Origin of the sequence: Piscinibacter sp. HJYY11 (assembly GCF_016735515.1) — a bacterium.
Classification (GTDB): Bacteria; Pseudomonadota; Gammaproteobacteria; order Burkholderiales; family Burkholderiaceae_C; genus Rhizobacter.
This window is the reverse complement of the sequence record NZ_JAERQZ010000001.1, coordinates 484,725-499,143: the sequence shown is the minus strand read 5'-3', so window position 1 is coordinate 499,143 and position 14,419 is coordinate 484,725. Positions and strand designations below refer to the sequence as shown.

Here is a 14,419-nt window from a genome sequence, read left to right as displayed (position 1 = left end):
TGTATTTTCATACAGTATACGGAGGATGCCGGTGAACGCAAGCAGTGCTCCCAGGGCGCTGTGCTAGAAACGCCAGATGCGGATCCGCTCGCTGTTGCTGCTCGTCCTCACCGTCGTCTTCGTGCCGGGCTTCCTCGCCGCGGTGATGGCAGTCCAGAAGGTCCGCGAAGGCGAACGTGCCGCCGCGCTCAATGCCCTGCGCGAAACGGTGCGGGCCTCGGCGCTGCTGGTCGACGTGGAGATCCAGCGCTCCATCGGCACGCTGACGGCGCTCGGCGAGTCGGCCTCGCTGAGCGCGGGCGACCTGGCCACCTTCTACGAAGAGGCGCGCGCCGCCAACCGCCCTCCGCACGTGTGGACCTTGCTCTTCGATGAAAGCGGCCAGCAGCTTCTCAACACCTACGTGCCCTTCGGCACAACCTTGCCTCAGGCGCCGGCCGATCGCATCAGGGCGGTGTTCGAGAGCGGCAGGCCCCAGGTCAGCGACCTCACCGTCGGGGCCGTCTCCGGCAAGCTGCTGACCCTGCTCTACCTGCCCACCCGGCGCCTCAACGGCAAGCGCTACGTGGTGGCCCATGCCTATTCGGTCGACCACTGGCGCGCCACGGCGCTGCAGGTGGAAAACGGCTCCCCGGCCACCATCGGCGTGTTCGACGGTTCGGGCCGCTTCATTTCGCGCAACGTCAACGCCGACACTACCCTCGGCAAGCCGGCCCGCCCCGAGTTGGTGGCCGCCGCCGCTTCGGCGGCCGAGGGCGTGCTGCGCCACTACACGCTGGAAGGCGTGGACGTCTACGACGCGTTCACCCATTCCGAGCAAACCGGCTGGACGGTGGCCGTCGCGATGCCGGTGCATGCCATCGAGCGCTCGGTGACGCAGGCCGTGCTGTGGCTGGCCGCCAGCGGCCTGCTGGCCCTCGGCTGCGCGATGCTCGCGGCCTATGTCTTCGGGCGCACCTTCATGCGGGTGATCGAGACCGCCTCGGGCGCCGCGCAGGCGGTGGGGGCCGGCCAGGCGCCGCAGCTGCGCCCCACCCGCCTCGAGGAAGTGAACATCCTGTACGGCGCGCTCGCCGACGCCGGCCGGGTGCTGACGCAGGAGCGCCAGTCGCGCGAAGCCGCCGAGCGCGAGCGCGAGGAACTGCTTGCCCGCGAGACCGCGCTGCGCGAGACCGCCGAGCGTGAGAACACCGCCAAGGACCAGTTCCTCGCGCTGCTCGGCCACGAGCTGCGCAACCCGCTGGCGGCGATCGCCGGCGCCACCGCCGTGCTCAGCCACGAGCGCAGCACGCCCGAGGCACGCGAGAAGTTCCTCGGCATCATCCAGCGCCAGAACCGCCACCTCGGCCACATCGTCAACGACCTGCTCGACGTGAGCCGCCTCATGTCCGGCAAGATCGTGCTCGAGACGCGCCGCATCAACCTCGCCGAATGGGTGACGAGCTGCGCCGAGGCGCTGCGCGCCACCGAGAAGGCCGCGCAGCACGAGATCGTGGTGCAGGCCGAGGAAGCGTGGATCTACGGCGACGGCGTGCGCATCGAGCAGATCGTCAACAACCTGGTCTTCAACTCGCTCAAGTGCTCGCCCGCGGGCTCGCAGGTGATCATCACCGTCCGGAACGACGGCGAGCATGTGCGCCTGAGCGTGCAGGACTTCGGCATCGGCATCACCGCCGACCTGCTGCCGCGCGTCTTCGAGCCCTTCGTGCAAGGGCCGCCCCCGCCGGGCCGCATGTCGAGCGGCCTGGGCATCGGCCTCGCGCTCGTCAAGCAGCTGGTCGGCCTGCACGGCGGCGAGGTGCACGCATACAGCGCCGGCCCGGGACTGGGCGCGACCTTCACCGTGATCCTGCCCAGGGCCGAGGCCGGCACGCTGCCCGGCCAGCGCATCGCCCCCACCGACCGCCGCGCGCGGCACGTGCTGCTGGTGGAGGATGACCGCGATGCGATGGCGGCGATGTCGGAGCTCCTGCGCCTGATGGGCCACGAGGTGGTGCATGCGGGCAACCGCGACGAGGCGCTCGCCGCCGTCGAAACGCGGCGAGTCGACCTCGCGCTGATCGACATCGGCCTGCCGGGCCAGGACGGCTACGAAGTCGCCAGCGAGCTGCGCAACCGCGCGGGCTCGCGCCGCCTGCCGCTCATCGCACTCACCGGCTTCGGCCGTGACGCCGATCGCGTGCGCGCGCTGGCCGCGGGCTTCGACAGGCACCTGTCCAAGCCGGTCGACGCGGAGCTGCTGGCACGGACCATCGAAGAGGCCACCGCGTCCCAGGCCTGACCGGTCGCGCTGCGCGGCATCGTCTTTGCCGAGTCAGGGCGATGAACGCCAAGACACCACATTTCCGGTCAGATTTGCAAGGCCTGCAGCATGGGGCTTTGCCGATCGGTGCCGAGCCCCTGCCCAAGGATGCAGGCGTGTCGTTTCGCGTCTGGGCACCCGGCCATCGCTCGGTCGACGTGGCGATCGAGCGCGATGGCGACGTGCAGCACCACGCTTTGCGCCAGGGAGACGGCGGCTACTTCAGCGGCGTCGTGCCCGGCCTCTCGGCCGGTGCGCGTTATCGCTATCGGCTCGACGGCGCCGCGGCCTACCCCGACCCGGCCTCGCGCTTCCAGCCTGAGGGGCCGCACGGCCCGTCCGAAGTCATCGACGCGTCGCGATTCGAGTGGACCGACGCGGCCTGGACGGGCCTGCCGCTCACCGGCCAGGTGCTCTACGAGCTGCACGTGGGCACCTTCACGCGCGAAGGCACCTGGGACGCTGCCCTGCGCGAGCTCCCCGCGCTCGCCGAGCTGGGCGTGACGGCCATCGAGGTGATGCCGGTGGCCGACTTCCCCGGCAACTTCGGCTGGGGCTACGACGGCGTGTGCTGGTTCGCGCCCTCGCGCCTCTATGGCCGGCCCGACGACTTCCGCCGTTTCGTCGACGGCGCTCACGCGCTCGGCCTGGGCGTGGTGCTCGACGTGGTCTACAACCACTTCGGCCCCGACGGGTGCTTCCTGCGCGAGTTCTCGCCGGCCTACTTCAGCACCACGCGCTGCAGCGAGTGGGGCGACACGCCCAATTTCGACGGCCCCGATGCCGCCGGCGTGCGCCACCTCGTGCTGGCCAACGTGGCGCACTGGGTGCGCGAGTACCACATCGACGGCCTGCGGCTCGATGCCACGCAGAGCATCTTCGACGACTCGTCGCCGCACATCGTCGAGGAGCTGGCCCAGTCCATGCGCGAGGCAGCCGCGCCGCGCCGCGTGCTGCTCGTCAACGAGAACGAACCGCAGCACGCCGTGCTCGTGCGCCCCCGCGAGCACGGCGGCCGCGGCCTCGACATGGTGTGGAACGACGACTGGCACCACAGCGCGGTGGTCGCCGCCACCGGCCAGGACGAGGGCTACTACACCGACTACCGCGGCTCGGCGCAGGAGTTCGTCTCGGCGGCGAAATACGGCTTCCTGTACCAGGGCCAGTGGTACCTGTGGCAGGGCCAGCGGCGCGGCACGCCGGCGCTCGACGTGGCGCCCGCGCGCTTCGTGCACTTCCTCGAGAACCACGACCAGGTCGCCAACTCCGGCCGCGGGGAGCGGCTGCACCAGCAGTGCAGCCCGGCGCGCTGGCGCGCATTGACCGCGCTTCTCCTGCTGGGGCCGCAGACGCCGATGCTCTTCCAGGGGCAGGAGTTCGCGTGCAGCGCGCCCTTTCTTTTCTTTGCCGACCACCGCCCCGACCTCGCGGCGCTGGTGCTCAAGGGTCGGCGCGAGTTCACCGCACAGTTCGCCAACCTGGCCTCGCCCGAGGTCCAGCACACGCTGGCCGTGCCGCACGAGGCCACGAGCTTCGAGGCCTGCAAGCTCGACCACGGCGAACGCGCGCATGGCGTGCATGCGCAGGCCTGGCAGCTGCACCGCGACCTGCTCGCCCTGCGCCGCCACGACCCCTGCCTGCGCCGCGCGCAGCACGAGCGACGGGTGGACGGCGCGGTGCTGTCGCCCGATGCCTTCGTGCTGCGCTTCTTCGATGACCACGGCGACGACCGCCTGCTCGTCGTCAACCTCGGCCGCAGCCTGCACCTCGACCCGGTGCCCGAGCCGCTGCTGGCGCCGCCCGCGGGTCGCCGCTGGCAGCTGCAGTGGTCGAGCCAGGCGCTGCACTACGGCGGCGTGGGCACGCTCTTTCCTGACGCGGCAGAAGCCGACCGCCAGGTGCCCGGCCGCAGCCTGCCCCGACGCTTCGACAACTGGCACCTGCAGGGCGACACCGCGCTGCTGCTGGCGCCGGCCTCTTCATCCGAACCCCCACCCGCCAGCGAGGAGCCTTCGTGAACCCAGCCGTCACCGCCTCCATCGTGCGCCGCACCGATTCGCGCGCGCGTGACCCCCACCTTGCCCTCACCCGCGAATGGCTCGTCACCAACGGCATCGGCGGCTACGCCTCCGCGAGCATGGCGGGCCTCGGCACGCGCAAGTACCACGGCCTGCTCGTGGCCGCCCTGCCCAACCCGCACGGCCGCACCGTGATGCTCAACCACCTGGTCGAGACCCTTGTGTTCGAGGATGGCTCGCGGGTGCAGCTGAGCGGCGAAGAGCGCACCGGGAGCCGGCTGTCGCTGCCCGGCGTCGAGCACCTGCGCGAGTTCCGCCTCGAGGCGGGGTTGCCGGTGTGGGTGTTCGAGGTCGACGGCCACATCATCGAGAAGAGCGTGCTCATGCCCCACCGGCAGAACACCACGCTGCTGCTCTACCGCATGATCGACGGCCGCTCGCGGCTGCGCCTGGAGCTGCGCCCTGCCCTGCACTTCCGCCACCACGAAGCGGAGTTGAGCAACGAGCTGCAGGCCAACTACCGCTACAGCCTGGGCGACGTGCACGAGATCACCTGCGACGGCGGGCCCGCCACGCTGCGCCTGCGCGCGCGCGGGCCCGAGGTGTCGTTCCAGCAGCAGCCCGAGGAGATCTCGGAGCTGCACTACCGCATCGAGGCCGAGCGCGGCTACCGCCACGAAGGGCGCCTGTGGAGCCCGGGCGTGCTCACGATGGCGCTGCCGCTGGGCGACTCCGTCGCGCTCGTCGCCTCTACCGAGAGCATCGACACCATGAATGCGCTGGAACCTCAGGAGGCGGTCGCCGCCGAGCTGGAGCGCCGCGCGCGCCTGCTGCGCCGGGCGCCGCCCGAGGCCCGCAGCGGCGTGGCGGCCGAGCTGGTGCTGGCGGCCGACCAGTTCGTCATCACGCCCGCCGGCCGCACGAAAGATGCCGCCCGCGCCTTTGCCGAAGGCGACGAGATCAAGAGCGTGATCGCCGGCTACCACTGGTTCACCGACTGGGGCCGCGACACCATGATCAGCCTCGAAGGCCTCACGCTGTGCACCGGCCGCACGCACGAGGCGGCGAGCATCCTGCGCACCTTCGGCCATTACGTGCGCGACGGGCTCTTGCCCAACATGTTCCCCGACGGCAGCAATGAGGGCCTGTACCACACGGCCGATGCCACGCTGTGGTTCTTCCACGCGCTGGGCCGCTACCACGCGTTCACCGGCGACGACGCGCTGCTCGCGCGCCTCTTGCCGACGATGATCGACATCGCCGAGAAGCACGTCGAGGGCACGCGCTTCGGCATCGGCGTCGACCCGGACGACGGGCTGCTGCGCCAGGGCGCGGAAGGCTACCAGCTCACCTGGATGGACGCGAAGTGCGACGGCTGGGTGGTGACCCCGCGCCGCGGCAAGGCCGTGGAGATCAACGCGCTCTGGTTCAACGCCCTGCGCGTGCTCGCGGGCTGGCTGCGCCACGCCGGCCGCGGCCGCGAGGCCGAGCTGTATGACCGCCGCGCCGACCACGTGCGCGAGAGCTTCAACCGGCGCTTCTGGTTCGCGCAGGGCGGCTATCTCTACGACGTGGTGGACGGCCCGCAGGGCAACAGCGCCGAGTGCCGGCCCAACCAGGTGTTCGCCATCTCGCTGCCGCACGCGGTGCTCGACCGCAGCCGCTGGGCCGAGGTGATCGACGTGGTGCGCCAGCGGCTGCTCACGCCAGTGGGCCTGCGATCGCTCGCGCCGGGCAGCGCGAACTACGCGCCGCGCTACTTCGGCAGCCTGAAGGAACGCGATGCGGCGTACCACCAGGGCACGGTGTGGGGGTGGCTGATCGGGCCGTGGATCGATGCGTGGCGCAAGCTGCACCCGGGCGACGACGCCGGAGCGCGCGCCTGGCTCGAAGGGCTGATCGCGCACCTGGGCGAATTCGGCCTGGGCTCGGTGGCCGAGGTGTTCGACGCGGAGACGCCCTACACCGCGCGCGGCTGCATCGCGCAGGCCTGGAGCGTGGCCGAGCTGTTGCGCCAGCTCGTCGGCTCCCGGGCGTCGGCTTGACGGCGCTCGCTCGGCCCGGTGCTCAGCCCAGCGCGGGCGCCTGCGGCGCACGCGCGCCGGCGGTGGCCAGCAGCTGGCCGAGCAGGGCCGGGTCCACCGGCTTGGTGAGGTGGTGGTCGAAGCCGGCACGCATGGCTTCGTCGCGGTCGCTCGCCTGCCCCCAGCCGGTGATGGCCATGAGCACGGTGCGGCCGAGGGCCGGCTCCGCACGCAGCCTGCGCGCAAGCTCGTAGCCATTCAGGTGGGGCATGCCGATGTCGAGCAAGGCCACATCGGGTGGGTTGCGCCGCGCGGCGGCCAGCGCGGCCACGCCGTCGTGCACCACCTCCACGCTGTGGCCCGCCCCCCGCAGCAACTCGGCCAGGCTCGTGGCGAAGTCCACGTTGTCGTCGGCCACCAGCACGCGCATCGGGCGCACGGCGGGCACGCTGGTCGCCGCAGCGGGCGCCGCCGGTGGCACCGGCAGCACGGTCGCCGGGTCGAAGGGCAGCCGCACGGTGAAGCGCGAGCCCCGGTTGCGGCCCTCGCTGTGCACCGAGATCTCGCCGCCGTGCAGCTGCACGAGCTGGCGCGCGAGCGTGAGGCCGATGCCCAGGCCGGCACTGCCGCGTTCCAGGCTTTTGTCGCCCTGCTCGAAGAGGTCGAAGATGCGGTGCTGCATGGCCGGCTCGATGCCGAGGCCGCTGTCTTGCACCACCACCTCGACGCTGTCGTCCGTGCGCCGGACCGACACGCCGATGCGCCCACCCGACGGCGTGTAGCGGCAGGCGTTGGTGAGCAGGTTGCTGAACACCTGCGCCAGCCGCGCCGCATCGCCGCTCAGCGGCACCGCGACGCCCGGCTCCTCGAAGCTCAGCGACAGGCCCTTGTCGCTGGCCGTCCCCTGGAACAGCTCGACGGTGCTGCGGATCAGGTCGACCAGCTCCACCCGCTCCACGCGCAGCGAGAGCTTGCCGGTGGACACGCGCGACACGTCGAGCAGGTCGTCGATCAGCCGCACGATGTGCGCGAGCTGCCGCTGCAGGATGGCCATCGACTTCTCGCGCACCTCGGGCGTGCTGCGCTCGCGCCGCAGCAGCGCGAGCGCGGTGGTCATCGGCGCCAGCGGGTTGCGCAGCTCGTGCGCCAGCGTGGCGAGGAACTCGTCTTTCCGGCGGTCGGCCTGTCGCAGGCCCTGCTCGGCGCGCACCCGCTCGGCCATTTCCACCTCGAGCTCGCCGGTGCGGGCCTGCACCTCGGCCAGCATGCCGTTGAAGGCGGTGACGAGCACACCGATGTCCTGGTACTCCGTCTCGCGGGCGCGCAGGCCCCAGGCGCGCTTGGCCATCACCTCGTGGGCCACCTGCGTCATCTCGTCGAGCGGGCGCGCCACGCGGCGCAGCAGGCGGTTGAAGAACAGCACCGCGATGCCCAGCCCCATGGACATCACCGCGATCAGGATGAGCCCGTAGGTCGCGATGCGCCCGAGCATGTCATGCCGGCTTTCCAGGTAGACGGTGCCCACGCGCTCGTCGTCGTGCCGGATCGGGTAGGCCATGGTGAGCGCGGAGCCGCTGAACCGCACGCCATCGCGCAGCAGCGCAGAGTCGACCGTGCTCGGCAGCGGCTCCTGGCCATTGGCGCGGAAGAAGGCGAAGACGCGGCCTTCCTTGTCGTAGATGGCCGCCGTCTCGATGCGCCGCTGCAGTCGCAGCAGCGAGAGGTTTTCCTGGGCCGCGCGCGGGTCGTTGAAGACGAGCGCCGCCGCGCTGGTGTGGGCGATGAAGTCGGCCTGCGTGCGGGTCTCGTCGGCCCAGCTGCTGCGCGAGGTGAAGTACTCATAGGAGAGCAGCGCCGCCGAGCAGACCAGCAGCACGAGGAAGGTCGTGAGCAGCGAGGCGCGCGTGAGCTGCCCCTGCAGCGTGGTGAGCTTCATGCTGCCGTCAGGTGTTTTCACTTGACCACCCGTTCGGCGAGCGACAGCAGCCGCGAGCTCAGGCGCACGCCGGCGCCTTCGGCGGCCGGCACCGAAGCTTCGAAGCGCAGGCGGCCTTCGGTCTCGACGAAGCCGAGCGCCGCACCCCGCTCCAGCCCCTGCGGGATGTCGGTGACCGTGAGCACCGGCTGGCCCTTGCATGCGGCCAGCCATTCCGATGCACGTTTTGCAGCACCGCGGGTGATCATCAGCATGTGGACCCCCGCCACCTGCCGCGGCTCCGACAGCTCCACGACCTGGATGGCACGGTTTTGCACCAGACGGCCGGCCACCACGAGCGACAGGTCCTTGTGCAGGCTCGGCGAGCCGACGACCCCCACGACGATGGGTGCATCGGGCGATGAGAAGCTCGCCGCCGGCCATTCGACGAAACCCGCGAAGCGGTGCAGGTGCGCGGCCTTGGCCTCGTCGACGGTGGGGGCGGACGCCGGTGTTGCGGCCACCTGCGCGCTCGCGCCGGCTGCGCAGCACATCAGCAGGAGGCTCGCCGACCAGGCCGCGAGGCGGCGCCACGCAGCGCTCCCGGCCAAGGGCCGGCAGGGACGACGACGACTGAGGGCCAGGCCCATCACAGCAGCAGGCTCGGTCATGAGGCCGGCGATGGTAGCGCCGGTGCCGCTCATTTCACGGTGATTTCTACAGCCCGTTGCACTTGCGCAGAGTGCGGGGGGCCGCTCGGGCGCTCAGGTGCCCGTCGCGAGGTGCTGTGTGAGCCAGTCGCTCGCGAGCTGCGCCACCACGTCGAGCGTGCCGGCTTCGAGGAAATGGTGCGTCGCCCGGGGCACGACGTCGATGCGCTTCTCGCAGCGCAGCCGGCCGAAGGCCTGTCGATTGGCCTCGACGAGCTCCGGGTCGCCCGCGGCCACCACGAGCAAGGTGGGAATGCGCAGGTCGCCGAGCACATCGCTCGCCTGGTCGACCCGGCCGCTGCGCGAGACCAGCGCACGGATGCTGCGCGGGTGGCTTGCCGCCGCACGCAGCATCGCGGCGGCGCCGCTGTCGGAGGCAAAAAGCCCCAGCGGCTCGTGCTTCACCGACGCCGGCACCGCGCCGAGCGCCTGGTCGAGCCGGCGCGTGAGCAGCTCCACATCGCTCGCGCGCTCGCCGCCTTCGCCGTCGGCGGAGTTGAGCAGGTCGAGGTCGAGCGTGGAAAAGCCGCGTGCCTGCAGACGCAGCAGCACCGCCTGCGAGCGCGGCACCGTGGCCGGGCCGCCGTCGGGCCGGATGAACACGACCAGCCCCTGCGAGCCGCTCACCCGGCACAGCTCGGCCGCAGGCAGCTCGGGGCTCAGGTGAACGAGGGTGTGTTCAAGCATGGGGGCTCGGTCAGGGCAGGTTGGGACGACTCGCGAGCTCCCGCTTGCGCAGCGAGCTCGGCGCGTTCAGGTTCGCATCATCGGCCACCCCGACGCCGAGGCGGTCGACCAGCTCGCCACCGAGCCAGGCGGTGATGAGCGAGAGAAACGCGCCGCCGAACGAGAGCACATGGGCCAGCACGCTCGGCGTCTCTGGCGCATCGCGCCGCACGAACCAGCTTGCCGCAAAAAGCGCCAGCACCACGACATTGCCCACCGCGTGCATCGCGCCCACCGACTTGGCCCGCGTGCCCTTCGGAATGGCGAGCCAGTCGATCGTGCCGAACGGTGCGGCCACCAGCCCGGCGATCAAGCCGCCGGCGATCAGATAGTGCGCCACCAGCGCCATCGTGCCGCTGTCCATGCCACGGTGCAGCAGGTCGAACACGACCGATGCACCGAGCAGCCCGAGCGGGAAGACCACGAGCATCTGATGGATGGGGTGGCCGAGGAGACGGGCTTTGCTTTCCATGGTGGGTCCTTTCGGTGAGAGGGGTGTGGTCCTCGAAAGTTCGGCAATCGCGGTGCCCGCGTTGTGCGTGCAGCGTTCGTGGGGAACATGCCTTGCCCGCCGCCTGACGCCGGAGCTCCGCCCCGGCGCTGACCGAAAGGAGACCGTGATGACACCGCCCACCTCGCGCCACCCCGCCACGCAACGGCCACCGGCCCGCACATCCACCGGCGCGCCCCCGGAAGACATGTTTCATGCGCCTCCCATCGCAGAAGACGAAGACGGCCCCGACGTGAGCGCGCAGCCCGGCGCCGAGGTCGGCCACTACGGCATGGGTTATGGCGACCCGACGCGCCATCAAGGCGGCACCTGGCCCGGCGAAGGCCTGAGCCTGCCGCCGACACCGCAACCGACGGCCCCCCCTACCGGGAAGCAGATGGAGCCGTCCATGCCGCCCGGCGGTGGCACCGCCACGGCCAGGGAAAAGGGCGGCGGTCAACAATAGCCGCATGACGACGACCCCGACCCGACATTCCGTTCCCAAGACCAAGCTGAAGTTCGTGCTGCTCGAGGGCATCCACCCGTCAGCGGTGGACGCCCTCAAGCGCGACGGCTATTCCGACGTCGTCACCTCGCCCAAGGCGCTGGCCGGGGCCGAGCTGCGCGAGGCGCTGGCCGATGCGCATTTCCTCGGCATCCGCTCGCGCACGCAGCTCACCGCCGAGGTGCTGCGCGCCGCGCCCAAGCTTGCTGCGGTGGGCGCCTTCTGCATCGGCACCAACCAGATCGACCTGTCCACGGCGATGGAGCTCGGCATCCCCGTCTTCAACGCGCCGTTTTCCAACACGCGCAGCGTGGCCGAGCTGGTGCTGGCCGAGATCATCATGCTGATGCGCGGCATTCCGCAGAAGAACGCCCTGCTCCACCGCAACGGCTGGTCGAAGAGCGCCGAAGGCTCGTTCGAGGTGCGCGGCAAGACGCTGGGCATCGTGGGCTACGGCCACATCGGCACGCAGATCGGCGTGCTGGCCGAGCAGCTGGGCATGGTGGTCGTCTTCCACGACATCGAGTCGAAGCTCACGCTCGGCAATGCGCGCCAGCTCGCGAGCCTCGACGAGGTGCTGGAGCGCTCGGATGTCGTGACCCTGCACCTGCCCGAATTGCCGTCGACCAAGGGCCTGATCGGCAAGCGCCAGATCGCGGTGATGAAGCCCGGCGCGCACCTCATCAATGCCTCGCGCGGCACGGTGGTCGACATCGAGGCGCTCACCGAGGCGCTGGAAAGCGGCCACGTCGCGGGTGCCGCGATCGACGTGTTCCCGGTCGAACCGCAAGGCAACGATTCCAAGTTCGAATCGCCGCTCACGCGCTTCGACAACGTGATTCTCACGCCGCACATCGGCGGCTCCACGCTCGAGGCCCAGGCCAACATCGGCCGCGAGGTGGCCGACAAGCTCATCCGCTACAGCAACAACGGCTCCACGACCTCGGCGGTGAACTTCCCCGAAGTCGCGCTGCCCGAGCACACCGGCCGCAGCCGGCTGCTGCACATCCACCGCAACGTGCCGGGCGTGATGGCCCGCGTCAACGAGCGGCTCTCCAAGGCCGGCGTCAACATCGCGGCGCAGTACCTCAGCACGCGCGAAGACGTGGGCTATGTCGTGATCGACGTCGACAGCGGCTCGCCGGAGGTGGCCCTGGCCGACCTGTGCAGCTTGCCCGACACGATCCGCTGCCGCATCCTGTACTGACGACACCCGCTGCCGCGCGCGGCGCGGCGGCGATATGCTCTCGGCCGCCCTGTTGACGAAGAGGACCGAGTGCCCACCGCTGCCGCCCCCCGTGCCCGCCGCATGGCCCCTGAAGAGCGCCGCGAGCAACTGCTCGACAGCGCCGTGGCCTATGTGCTGGACAGAGGCCTCTCCGATTTCTCGCTGGAGAAGGTCGCCGCGCTCGCCGGCGTGAGCGTGCCCCTCATCTACAAGTACTTCCCCAAGCGCGAAGACATCCTGAAGGCGGTGCTCGAGCGCGAATACCAGTACCTCGGCGCCCGCAAGCTCGCCGCGCTGCCGGCCGATGCACCGCTCGAGCCGCTGATCCGCAACTCGCAGAAGCACGGCTTCGAATACCTCTACGAGCGCGGCCCGATCATCCGCCTGCTGGCGAGCGACCGCGCCGTCTCCGACCTCGTGCGCCGTCGCGGCAAGGACGAGCGCGCCGCCATCACCGAGCACTTCATCGACCGCATCGTCGAAACCTACGGCGTGCCGCGGCAGGTGGCGCAGGTGTGCTCGATCCTCGTGGTCAACGCGCCCATCCTCTCGGGCCGCGCGCTCAAGCGCGTGGGCGTGACCGCGGAAGAAGCAGCCGACCTGTGGACCGACTTCGCGCTGGGCGGCTGGCTGGCGCTGCAGAAACGCTTCCAGCAGCAGGAGAAGAAGCCGGCCGCCCGCAAGAAGCGCAGCGCGGGGCCCCGCGGCGACTGAGCGTTGCGCAGGGCCGAACGAGGCTCAGGCTTTGTCCCGGGATGCCGCGCAGGGGATGCACCCTAGACTGAAAAGTCGATTTCCAGGGAGCCCCATGAAGCACTTCGCACGACGGCTGTCCGCCGTCACCATCGCACTCGCCTGGCCGCTGGCCTTCGCCCAGGTGCCCGCCGAGGAGCCACAGCCGGGCGGCGCGCTCAACATCGGCACGCTGATGTACACCCTCAACGCCGGCTCGTTCGACCCGGCCGACTGGTCGTGGAAGCTCAACAACGACCTGGGCCTCGCCTACGAGCAGCTCATCGTGGCCGATCTTTCCAAAGCGCGCAGCCGCGGGGGCGCACACCGCTTCATCTCCGACGCCTGGCTGCCGCACGACGGCATGCGTGGCGAGCTGGCCGAGAGCTGGAAGATGCTCGACAACCCGCTGCGCGTGGAGTTCACCTTGCGTAAGGGCGTGATGTTCCCAGCCAAGCCCGGCGTGATGGAAGCGCGCGAGCTCACCGCCGAAGACGTGGTCTTCAGCTACAACCGCATCAACACCAGCCCGAAGAAGATCCCCGGCTACTTCGACCTTGTGGCCAAGGTCGAGGCCACGGGCAAGCACACCGTCGTCTTCACCTTCAAGAACTACAACTCCGAGTGGGACTACCGCTTCGGCTGGGGCTACTACTCCGCCATCGTGCCCAAGGAAGTGGTGGCCGCCGGCGCCGGCAACTGGAAGAACGTGAACGGCACCGGTCCCTTCCTGCTCACCGACTACATCCAGGGCAACTCGTCGACCTTCACCAAGAACCCCAACTACTGGGACAAGGAAAAGATCGGCGGCAAGGAGCACAAGCTTCCCTTCGTCGACCGGATCAGCTACCGCGTCATCAAGGAAGAAGCCACCGCGCTGACCGCGCTGCGCACCGGCAAGCTCGACGTTCTGGAGCTCGTGAGCTGGTCGGCCATCGACGAGCTGAAGAAGACCGCGCCCAAGCTCAAGACCTCGCGCTGGCTCGGCATCTCGGGCACGGTGATCGGCATGCGCGTCGACACCAAGCCGCTCGACGACGTGCGCGTGCGGCGCGCACTCAACATGGCCATCGACAAGCAGGCCATCATCAAGGGCTATTACGGCGGCAACGCCGAGATGTTCGTGCACCCCCAGCACCCCGACTACACCGGCTACTACGAGCCGCTGTCGGCCATGCCGGCCTCCATCCAGGAGCTCTACACCTTCAATCCCAAGAAGGCCAAGGAGCTGCTGGCGCAGGCCGGCTACCCCAACGGCTTCGAGTTCCGCGTGCAGGTCAGCGGCAACACGCAGAACCATGACCTCGTGACGCTGGTCTCGGCCTACCTCGAGAAGGTGGGCGTGAAGGTCAAGCTCGTCATCACCGAGCCGGGCGCGATGCAGAAGGCCCTCTTCACCGGCACCAACGAGCCGGGCTACTACTTCGTCAACACCATCACCAACCCGACCACCTCGCTGCGCAAGAACTTCACCAGCAAGGCGACCTTCAACCCCTCGCGCTGGAAGGACCCCAACTTCGACAAGAAGATGGAGGAGATCGTCGCCGAGCCCGACGAGAAGATCCGCCAGGTGAAGGTGCGCCTGCTGACGCGCGAGATCCTCGAGCAGGCGCCCTACATCTGGCTGCCCACGCCGTACGTCTACACCGCCTGGTGGCCATGGGTGAAGAACTACGGCGGCGAGCTGCGCGCTGGTGCCGAGCGCCCGGGCCCCATCCACGCGCGGATGTGGGTCGACCAGGCGCTCAAGAAGAAGATGGGCTACTGAG

Annotated in this window: 11 protein-coding genes; 7 read left to right on the top strand and 4 right to left on the bottom strand. The window is 70.0% G+C overall.

The genetic code is table 11. The features are described 5' to 3' along the window. Window positions 1-76 precede the first annotated feature (76 nt). The 3 genes from JI745_RS02265 to JI745_RS02255 are packed head-to-tail and all read left to right on the top strand — an operon-like array spanning window position 77 to window position 6,365. A complete protein-coding gene (locus tag JI745_RS02265) occupies window positions 77-2,281 on the top strand; it encodes an ATP-binding protein (protein ID WP_201803425.1) in 2,205 nt (734 codons plus the stop codon). A gap of 41 nt (window positions 2,282-2,322) precedes the next feature. Next, complete coding sequence (gene treZ / locus JI745_RS02260) at window positions 2,323-4,320, top strand: malto-oligosyltrehalose trehalohydrolase (RefSeq protein ID WP_236674876.1); 1,998 nt, start codon at window positions 2,323-2,325, stop codon at window positions 4,318-4,320. Next, a complete protein-coding gene (locus tag JI745_RS02255; RefSeq protein WP_201803423.1) occupies window positions 4,317-6,365 on the top strand; it encodes an amylo-alpha-1,6-glucosidase in 2,049 nt (682 codons plus the stop codon). Before treZ ends, JI745_RS02255 begins: the two co-directional genes overlap by 4 nt. 22 nt (window positions 6,366-6,387) lie before the next feature. Here JI745_RS02255 and JI745_RS02250 read toward each other — a convergent pair whose 3' ends face one another. From JI745_RS02250 to JI745_RS02235, 4 genes are read right to left on the bottom strand one after another with little or no spacing between them, the layout of a single operon-like run. Beyond that, the gene (locus JI745_RS02250; RefSeq protein ID WP_201803422.1) at window positions 6,388-8,301 is read right to left on the bottom strand and encodes an ATP-binding protein; all 1,914 of its coding nucleotides are present in this window, start codon (window positions 8,299-8,301) and stop codon (window positions 6,388-6,390) included. Further along, entirely contained in the window at window positions 8,298-8,963 is a 666-nt protein-coding gene (locus JI745_RS02245) for a YfiR family protein (RefSeq protein ID WP_201803420.1), read from the bottom strand. Before JI745_RS02245 ends, JI745_RS02250 begins: the two co-directional genes overlap by 4 nt. A gap of 60 nt (window positions 8,964-9,023) precedes the next feature. Beyond that, complete coding sequence (locus JI745_RS02240) at window positions 9,024-9,656, bottom strand: alpha/beta hydrolase (RefSeq protein ID WP_201803418.1); 633 nt, start codon at window positions 9,654-9,656, stop codon at window positions 9,024-9,026. Between the two features lie 10 nt (window positions 9,657-9,666). Next, entirely contained in the window at window positions 9,667-10,167 is a 501-nt protein-coding gene (locus tag JI745_RS02235) for a DUF2231 domain-containing protein (protein WP_201803417.1), read from the bottom strand. 148 nt (window positions 10,168-10,315) lie between these two features. Between JI745_RS02235 and JI745_RS02230 the strand changes: the two genes are divergently transcribed. The 4 genes from JI745_RS02230 to JI745_RS02215 all read left to right on the top strand — a co-directional run bounded on the left by JI745_RS02230 (window position 10,316) and on the right by JI745_RS02215 (window position 14,418). Next, window positions 10,316-10,651: a hypothetical protein gene (locus JI745_RS02230; protein WP_201803415.1), complete on the top strand. Its 336-nt coding sequence runs from the start codon at window positions 10,316-10,318 to the stop codon at window positions 10,649-10,651. Between the two features lie 4 nt (window positions 10,652-10,655). Next, window positions 10,656-11,897, top strand: coding sequence for a phosphoglycerate dehydrogenase (gene serA / locus JI745_RS02225; protein WP_201803414.1), 1,242 nt, complete (start codon window positions 10,656-10,658; stop codon window positions 11,895-11,897). 102 nt (window positions 11,898-11,999) lie between these two features. Then, on the top strand, window positions 12,000-12,632 hold the full coding sequence (locus JI745_RS02220; protein ID WP_236674875.1) for a TetR/AcrR family transcriptional regulator: 633 nt from the start codon (window positions 12,000-12,002) through the stop codon (window positions 12,630-12,632). A gap of 94 nt (window positions 12,633-12,726) precedes the next feature. Continuing rightward, window positions 12,727-14,418, top strand: coding sequence for an ABC transporter substrate-binding protein (locus JI745_RS02215; RefSeq protein WP_236674874.1), 1,692 nt, complete (start codon window positions 12,727-12,729; stop codon window positions 14,416-14,418). The last annotated feature ends 1 nt before the right edge of the window (window position 14,419 follow it).

Excerpts from the sequence above, each read along its gene's own strand:
- JI745_RS02265 (WP_201803425.1), top strand. The coding sequence starts at position 77 with ATGCGGATCCGCTCGCTGTTGCTGCTCGTCCTCACCGTCGTCTTCGTG.
- treZ (WP_236674876.1), top strand. The coding sequence starts at position 2,323 with ATGAACGCCAAGACACCACATTTCCGGTCAGATTTGCAAGGCCTGCAG.
- JI745_RS02245 (WP_201803420.1), bottom strand. The coding sequence starts at position 8,963 with ATGAGCGGCACCGGCGCTACCATCGCCGGCCTCATGACCGAGCCTGCT.
- JI745_RS02240 (WP_201803418.1), bottom strand. The coding sequence starts at position 9,656 with ATGCTTGAACACACCCTCGTTCACCTGAGCCCCGAGCTGCCTGCGGCC.
- JI745_RS02235 (WP_201803417.1), bottom strand. The coding sequence starts at position 10,167 with ATGGAAAGCAAAGCCCGTCTCCTCGGCCACCCCATCCATCAGATGCTC.
- JI745_RS02230 (WP_201803415.1), top strand. The coding sequence starts at position 10,316 with ATGACACCGCCCACCTCGCGCCACCCCGCCACGCAACGGCCACCGGCC.
- serA (WP_201803414.1), top strand. The coding sequence starts at position 10,656 with ATGACGACGACCCCGACCCGACATTCCGTTCCCAAGACCAAGCTGAAG.
- JI745_RS02220 (WP_236674875.1), top strand. The coding sequence starts at position 12,000 with ATGGCCCCTGAAGAGCGCCGCGAGCAACTGCTCGACAGCGCCGTGGCC.
- JI745_RS02215 (WP_236674874.1), top strand. The coding sequence starts at position 12,727 with ATGAAGCACTTCGCACGACGGCTGTCCGCCGTCACCATCGCACTCGCC.